Raw genomic sequence first — 6,698 nt, forward strand, 5'->3', positions numbered from 1 at the left:
AGCCCGGGCCGTGCGCTCGGCCTGCACCGCCTGGCGCAGCCAGCCGAAGGCCGCGACGGTGCCGACGAGCCAGGCGAGCGCCACCCACCAGGGCAGCGGGCCGAAGGCCGCGACGAGGGCGAACGAACGGGCAGCAGCACGAGCACGTCGTCACGGGCCAGACCACGCACCGCCGCGGGGCACCGACGACCGGCTCGGCGAGGCGACCACGCTGCGGGGCCTCGGCGGCGCTGCGGGGCCTCGGCGGTGCTTGACCGTCACCTCGGGTCGCGCGGCGCGCACCGGAGCGACGGAGTAGGAGCGCGGGGTCGGCTCGGCCGACTCCCGTCGCAGGCGGTGGTCGTCGAGCACCCGCATGGCAGCGGAGAAGCGGTCGACGGACCGCACGGTGGAGAGGTGGTCGCGGCGCTTGATCCAGTACTGGAGGAGGTAGACAGCCCAGATCGCCACGACGAGGACGAAGATGAGGCTGCTCGGCTGCACGAGGACAACGCTATGAGGGCAAACGCTTCGCGGCGCGCAGGTTACTCGGTGTGTCGCGTACGTGGCGGATGGTGTTGGTGTGACAGACGTGCCATGAGCCCTCCGGGACCGAGCTCCTCGCGCACGACGGCGAAGCTGCGGTGGTCGCGCCAGTCGCCGTCGATGTGCAGGTAGGCCCGCCGCACACCCTCCTCGCGCAGCCCGAGCTTCGCCGCGACGACCAGGCTCGGTGCGTTCTCCGGGCGGATCTCGAGCTGGACCCGGTGCAGGTTGCGCCCCTGCGGGTCCATGAGGTGGTCGGCGATCATCGCGACCGCCGTCGCGCGATGCCGCGCCCCGCGACCTCCCGCCCGACCCAGTAGCCGATGCTCGCCGAGCGCAGCGCCCCCTCGACGATGCTGCTCGCCGAGACCATGCCGACGATGCGGCCGCCGACGACGATCAGCAGGCTCAGCCCGCCGCCCGAGCGGGCCTCCGCCCGCAGAGCCCGCACATAACCACCGAAGTCCGCCGCGATGTCCCGCCGCGCCGGCCCGCCCGGCGGCACCGTCGGGTCCCACGGCCGCAGCCAGTCGGCATTGCGCTCCCGCAGCGCGATGAACTCGGCGCGGTCCCCCCTTCGCACCGGTCGAAGGGAGACTCCCTCGCCTGCCGGGGTGGCCCCGGTGAGGACGACCTCTCGCGAGCGCCTCACTGCGGCAACGTGACTCGGCCCTCGAGCCGGGTCCCGTCCGCCACCGTCGCCGCCTCCGCGGCGAGACCTCGACGTCGCCGGCCGCCGCGACGTCGGCACCGAAGGTCACGTCACCCTCGACGGCGAAGCTCGTGCACTCGCGCAGCGAGGGCACCCCCGAAGGGAAGCGCGCGTCGAAGTCGGCGATGAACTTGTAGGCCCCGTCGAGGCTCACCCGCGGGTCCTTGCGGTCGATGAGCGAGACGACCCGCGACGCCTCGTCGAGCTCGAAGACGTCGCTGCGCAGCAGGAGCAGCTCGTTGGTCGTCTTGACCGGGCGAAACCGCGAGCGCGGCACGCGCAGCGCGACGCTGCCCTCGAAGGCCTCGACCGCGGTCCCCATCGCCGACTCGATCTGGATGATCGGCGTCGAGTCGGCGCGCGTCGGGTCGACGGTCTTGCGGTTGATGATGATCGGCAGCCCGAGCACGCCGTCGCGCTCGCGCAGCAGCGCGTCGAGCTCGTCGAGGCCGACCCAGAGGTTGTTGGTGTTGAACCACCCGTGCCGCGAGGTGTCCTGGAAGAGGTCCTCCTCGCCGTCGACGACCATCGCGGACTCGCGCAGGACGATCCGGCCGTCGCTCTTGCGCACCGCGACGTGGCCGCCCTTGCGGTCGTTGGCCGTCCGCTCGGCGACCTCCGCGGCGAAGGGGATGCCCTCGGCGATCAGCCAGGCCGCGATGTCGGGGTCGCAGGTCGCGCCGAGGTTGTCGGCATTGGAGATGAAGGCATAGCGGATGCCGGCGGCCCGCATCTGGTCGAGCAGGCCCGAGGCGGCGAGCGAGACGTAGACGTCGCCGTGGCCGGGCGGGCACCACTCGAGCTCGGGGTCGTCGGGCCACGAGACCGGGGCGAGGGTCTCGGCGTCGAGCTTCGGCTCCATGCTCTGCACGAAGTCGAGCGGCAGGTCCTGGCGCGCCAGCTGCGGGTAGCGCTCGAGGATCTCGAGCGAGGCCTCGCGGGTGCGGAAGGAGTTCATCAGCACGAGCGGCGGCCGCGTGCCGAAGCGCTCCTCGAGCCCGATGAGCTGGCGGGCGATGATGTCGAGGAAGGTCAGCCCGTCACGGGCGACGACGGCCGACTTCGGCCCGGACATCCCCATGCTCGTACCGAGACCGCCGTTGAGCTTGATGACGGCGACCTGGGCCATCGCGGCGCGACGCTCGTCATCACTCACCTCGATGGCGGCGAGCTCGGGCGGGTCGACGAGCGGCTCGATGCTCTCCTCGGGGATCGTGCCCTGGGCGCCGTCGGCGAGCTGCTGCCAGTAGTCCTCGAAGACGGCCACGGCCCGCCGGTCCACCCCGCGCTGGGTCATCTTGGCGACGGCCGCGTCACGCCCTTCTGCTCCCATGCCGGTCACCCTACGATGCCGCCATGTCACCAGGCGCGAGGACGAAGGGAGAGGTCCGTCGCCTGCTGCGGGCCCAGCGGCGGGCGCTCGCCGCCTCCCGCGAACTCCCGTCGGACGGGGCGGCACTCGCCCGCGCCCTGCTCGCGGACCCGCCGCCGGGCTGGCCCGGAGCCCGACCCGGCACCCCGACGACGGTCCTGTCCTACGAGTCGCTCCCCCACGAGCCGCCGACCGAAGCAGTCAACTCCGCCCTTCAGGCAGCCGGGCACCGGGTGCTCGTGCCGATCACGCTGCCCGACATGCGCCTCGACTGGTGCGACCTCGCCGACCCCGAGCGCACACCCCTCGGCATCGACACCCCGACCCGCGCCGACCTCGTGCTCACCCCCGCGCTCGCCGTCGACACCACCGGCACCCGCCTGGGGCAGGGCGGCGGGTGCTACGACCGGGTGCTGCCGATGCTCGCCGCGGGGACCCCCTTCGTCGTCCTGCTGCATCCCGGCGAGCTCACCGACGAGGCCCTGCCGGCCGACCCGCACGACGTGCCCGTCCGCCTCGTGCTGACGGCCGACGGACTCACCCGCATCGCCTGAGACACTGACCCCGGACAACAGAGGAGATGGTCGCGTGACGATGACCGAGCAGGCAGCCGGCTTCGGGCTGGGCCAGCTCTCGGTCGTCCTCCTCACCGGCTCGCTCGTCCTCGTCGTCGCCGTCGCCGCCGTGCGACTGGCCTCCCACTCGGGACTGCCGACGCTCCTGCTCTACCTGGCCATGGGTCTGGCGCTGGGCAAGGAGGGGCTGGGTGTCCCCTTCGACTCCGAGCAGGCGGCGCAGGTGCTCGGCTACTGCGCCCTCGTGCTCATCCTCGTCGAGGGCGGCCTGACGACGACGTGGTCCTCGATCCGCAGCTCCGTCGCGCCCGCGCTCGCCCTGTCGACCGTCGGCGTGCTCGTGTCCGTCGGGGTCGTCGCCGTCGCGCTGCACCAGATCCTGCACACCGACTGGCAGATCAGCCTGCTCATCGGCGCGATCCTCGCGTCGACCGACGCCGCCGCCGTCTTCTCCGTGCTGCGGGTCGTGCCGCTGCCGCGCCGGCTGTCGGGGATGCTGGAGGCCGAGTCGGGCTTCAACGACGCCCCCGTGGTCCTGCTCGTCACCGCCCTGTCGCTGCAGATCGCCCACCCGGCCGATGCCGAACCCTGGTGGGCCATCGGGCTGCTCGCCGTCGCCGAGCTCGCCGGCGGTGCCGCGATCGGCCTCGTCCTCGGCTTCCTCGGCGGCAAGCTCATGCGGCGCCTCGCGCAGGGCACGTCGGGCCTGTTCTCCCTCGGGGTCGTCGCCATCGGCGTGCTCGCCTATGCCTCCGCCGCGACGGTCCACGCCTCTGGCTTCATCGCCTGCTACCTCGCGGCGCTCGTCCTGGGCAACATGCACCTGCCCCACCGGCAGGCGGTCACCGGATTCGCCGAGGCGCTCGGCTGGCTCGCGCAGATCGGGCTCTTCGTCATGCTCGGCCTGCTCGCGACGCCATCGGGGTTCTTCGACGAGGTGCCGCGGGCGATCCTCGTCGGCCTCGTCCTGCTCCTCGTGGCCCGGCCGCTGTCGGTCCTCGTCTCGCTCACCCCCTTCGGCATCCCGTGGCGCGAGCAGGCCTTCATCTCCTGGGCCGGGCTGCGCGGCGCGGTGCCCGTCGTCCTCGCGACCGTGCCGGTGACCAACTCCGTGCCCGGCGTCGAGTGGGTCTTCGACCTCGTCTTCATGCTCGTCGTGATCTTCACCCTCGTGCAGGCGCCGCTGCTGCCGTGGATGGCCCGGCACCTGCGGGTCACCGAGCCGGCCGTTGCCACCGGAGTCGTCGTCGAGGCGGTGCCCCTGGAGCAGCTCGGCGCGGAGATGCTCGAGGTGGCCGTCCCGCCGGGGTCTCGCCTCGCCGGCGTCGAGATCTACGAGCTTCGCCTGCCGAAGGGGGCGAATGTCTCGCTCGTCGTCCGCGACCGCGACACCTTCGTCCCCGACGCGCACACGCGCCTGTGGACGGGTGACCGGCTGCTCGTCGTCACCCCAGGCAATGTGCGCGAGGCGACGGAGCGTCGCTTCCGTGCCGTATCGCGGTCGGGGCGTCTGGCCGGGTGGCGGAGCGACGTATGATAACGGCCGATATGCCTACCTATGCCTACGCCTGCGCCGACTGCGGCCACGCCTTCGACATCGTCCAGTCCTTCAGCGACGACGCGCTGACCGTGTGCCCCGAGTGCGGCGGCAACCTGCGCAAGCAGTTCAACGCGGTCGGCGTCGTCTTCAAGGGGGGCGGCTTCTACCGCAACGACTCGCGGAAGACCTCGTCCTCGAGCGACTCCGCGTCGTCGAGCTCGTCCAGCACCTCGGGCTCCTCGAGCGACAGCTCGTCCACAAGCTCGACGCCTGCTGCCTCGTCGTCCACCGCGAGCTGACACCCACTCCCTTCGACCCGCCGCGTCCCTAGCGTCGGGTCATGGCCGCATCCCCGCTCGCTCAGCACCTGCCCGCCCTCTTCGGGCCCTCCCGTCGTGCCGCGTGGCGCCTGGGCGTGCTGCGCCGCGCCCTCGCCGCGCTGGCGATCCTGCTCGCGATCCAGCTGGCGCTCGGCGCGCTCGCGCCGACCGAGAGGCTGGCCCCGAGCGGCTCGACGCCCACCGGCCCCGAGCTCTCCCTGCCTCTGGCGATGCCCGCCGACCACCTCTCCCCCGGCGACCGGTCGGCGTCTACCTGCCCGGCCGCGAGGAGCCCGTCGTGCGCTCGGCGCGCTTCGGCGGCACGTCGGAGAGCACGACCGGGCAGACCGTGGCGCGAATCACCCTGTCGGACAACGAGATCGGGCGGATCCTGCGCCACATGGGGGTCGACGGCCCGACGCAGGGCGGCTTCGTCCTCGTCGGGGAGGGCGGGCCCGACACGGCGGGGGCGTCGTAACCGCACGTTCGGCGGGTCGATGGTCCACACTGAAAGACGAGCGGCCTCGGCCGCGACCCCTGTTATCCAGTTTGAAGGGAGACCCTCATGAAGGGCTTCAAGGACTTCCTCATGCGCGGCAATCTCGTCGAGATCGCCGTCGGCCTGATCATGGCGACCGCCTTCGCCAGCGTCGTCACCGCGTTCACCACCTTCCTCCTCGAGGTCATCGGCAAGCTCACGGGCGGCGCCGACTTCAACTTCGACAAGATGGAGATCCTCGGCTTCAAGACGGTCGGCCCGCTGCTGACCGCGCTCGTCGCCTTCATCATCATGGCCGCGGTCGTCTACTTCGGTGTCGTGAAGCCGTACACCGCGATGCGTGCGCGCTTCGTCGCCGCCGAGGAGGAGACCACCGACGAGTCCGTCGAGCTCCTCCGCGAGATCCGCGACTCCCTGCGCGCCGGCCGCGCCTGAGTCACGCCACACGGGTAGATCCCGCCGCACGGTTGATCCGTGCGGGCCGGGGTCTTCTTGTGTGCGGCTGCGGTGGCGGGAGAGAGCGTCACCCTCAGCTCGGCAGCGTCACTCCCAGTGCGGCGGGCGCTGCTCGCGCAGCCAGCGGTCGTGCTCGTCCTCGTCGGGGCGCTCGCCCCACCCACGGTCGGTGTCGTCGCGGGTCTGCTCGGGGCGGGTGCGCGGGCGGGCCTTCTGCGAGGGCTCGGCCGGCTGCGACTCCTCCGCCGCATCGGCTCCCTCGGGTGTCTCGTCTGCTGCACTCATGACTGCTCCTCTCGGGCGACGGCGTCGCGCACGGCCCGGGCGACCTGCGCCTCCTGGCGCGCCGGGTCGGCGAAGATGTCGACCGACCACAGCCGCAGGTGGTGCCAGCCGAGGTCGGTGAGACGCTCGACGAGGATCCGGTCGCGCTGCCGGGTCGAGGCCAGGCCGGCGTAGCCCGGGCCGTCGACGTCGACCGCGAGCAGGAGTCGCTGCGTGTCACGGGGGTCCGCGACGGCGATGTCGATGCGGTGCTCGCCGACACCCACGCCGGTGCGCACCGACAGTCCGGAGTCGCGCAGCCGCTGGACGAATCCGGACAGCAGCGGGCTCAGCTCCGCACCGTCTGGCGGGGGCTGCGGGGCCGGCGAGCCGAGGCCCGCGAGCAGGGTCCGCAGGGCGCGGTGGCCGGGCAAC

Annotated in this window: 9 protein-coding genes and 1 pseudogene; 5 read left to right on the top strand and 5 right to left on the bottom strand. The window is 72.5% G+C overall.

The window, feature by feature from the left end; translation table 11 throughout:
- Nucleotides 1-150: 150 nt before the first annotated feature.
- The 3 genes and pseudogenes from AC2W7J_RS14110 to AC2W7J_RS14120 all read right to left on the bottom strand — a co-directional run.
- Nucleotides 151-483, bottom strand: a complete 333-nt coding sequence (locus AC2W7J_RS14110) for a hypothetical protein (protein ID WP_485983151.1) — start codon at nt 481-483, stop codon at nt 151-153.
- Between the two features lie 304 nt (nt 484-787).
- On the bottom strand, nt 788-1,276 hold the full coding sequence (locus tag AC2W7J_RS14115; RefSeq protein ID WP_485983160.1) for a GNAT family N-acetyltransferase: 489 nt from the start codon (nt 1,274-1,276) through the stop codon (nt 788-790).
- Between the two features lie 49 nt (nt 1,277-1,325).
- A pseudogene (locus tag AC2W7J_RS14120) lies at nt 1,326-2,570 on the bottom strand (UTP--glucose-1-phosphate uridylyltransferase); the annotation flags it as partial.
- A 23-nt stretch (nt 2,571-2,593) separates the two neighbouring features.
- On the opposite strand from AC2W7J_RS14120, the gene AC2W7J_RS14125 reads away from it, so the two are divergent.
- The 5 genes from AC2W7J_RS14125 (at nt 2,594) to AC2W7J_RS14145 (ending at nt 5,978) form a co-directional block, all read left to right on the top strand.
- The gene (locus AC2W7J_RS14125; protein WP_485983153.1) at nt 2,594-3,163 is read left to right on the top strand and encodes a 5-formyltetrahydrofolate cyclo-ligase; all 570 of its coding nucleotides are present in this window, start codon (nt 2,594-2,596) and stop codon (nt 3,161-3,163) included.
- A 40-nt stretch (nt 3,164-3,203) separates the two neighbouring features.
- On the top strand, nt 3,204-4,721 hold the full coding sequence (locus tag AC2W7J_RS14130; protein ID WP_255186305.1) for a potassium/proton antiporter: 1,518 nt from the start codon (nt 3,204-3,206) through the stop codon (nt 4,719-4,721).
- A gap of 11 nt (nt 4,722-4,732) precedes the next feature.
- Nucleotides 4,733-5,023: an FmdB family zinc ribbon protein gene (locus tag AC2W7J_RS14135; RefSeq protein WP_255185222.1), complete on the top strand. Its 291-nt coding sequence runs from the start codon at nt 4,733-4,735 to the stop codon at nt 5,021-5,023.
- 319 nt (nt 5,024-5,342) lie between these two features.
- Nucleotides 5,343-5,522 carry a hypothetical protein gene (locus tag AC2W7J_RS14140; RefSeq protein WP_485983155.1) on the top strand — a complete coding sequence of 60 codons (180 nt, stop codon included), beginning with the start codon at nt 5,343-5,345 and terminating at the stop codon, nt 5,520-5,522.
- An 87-nt stretch (nt 5,523-5,609) separates the two neighbouring features.
- Nucleotides 5,610-5,978: an MscL family protein gene (locus tag AC2W7J_RS14145; protein WP_485983157.1), complete on the top strand. Its 369-nt coding sequence runs from the start codon at nt 5,610-5,612 to the stop codon at nt 5,976-5,978.
- Nucleotides 5,979-6,086: 108 nt separating this feature from the next.
- Here AC2W7J_RS14145 and AC2W7J_RS14150 read toward each other — a convergent pair whose 3' ends face one another.
- Nucleotides 6,087-6,284: a hypothetical protein gene (locus tag AC2W7J_RS14150; RefSeq protein ID WP_255185219.1), complete on the bottom strand. Its 198-nt coding sequence runs from the start codon at nt 6,282-6,284 to the stop codon at nt 6,087-6,089.
- The coding region (locus AC2W7J_RS14155; protein ID WP_485983159.1) for a hypothetical protein at nt 6,281-6,698 on the bottom strand (418 nt) is incomplete at its 5' end. The genes AC2W7J_RS14155 and AC2W7J_RS14150, both read right to left, overlap by 4 nt.

This window comes from Janibacter sp. CFPM2_SD2 (assembly GCF_057364645.1).

Coding starts and splice junctions, on each gene's coding strand:
- AC2W7J_RS14125 (WP_485983153.1), top strand. CDS start 2,594: ATGTCACCAGGCGCGAGGACGAAGGGAGAGGTCCGTCGCCTGCTGCGG.
- AC2W7J_RS14130 (WP_255186305.1), top strand. CDS start 3,204: ATGACCGAGCAGGCAGCCGGCTTCGGGCTGGGCCAGCTCTCGGTCGTC.
- AC2W7J_RS14135 (WP_255185222.1), top strand. CDS start 4,733: ATGCCTACCTATGCCTACGCCTGCGCCGACTGCGGCCACGCCTTCGAC.
- AC2W7J_RS14145 (WP_485983157.1), top strand. CDS start 5,610: ATGAAGGGCTTCAAGGACTTCCTCATGCGCGGCAATCTCGTCGAGATC.
- AC2W7J_RS14150 (WP_255185219.1), bottom strand. CDS start 6,284: ATGAGTGCAGCAGACGAGACACCCGAGGGAGCCGATGCGGCGGAGGAG.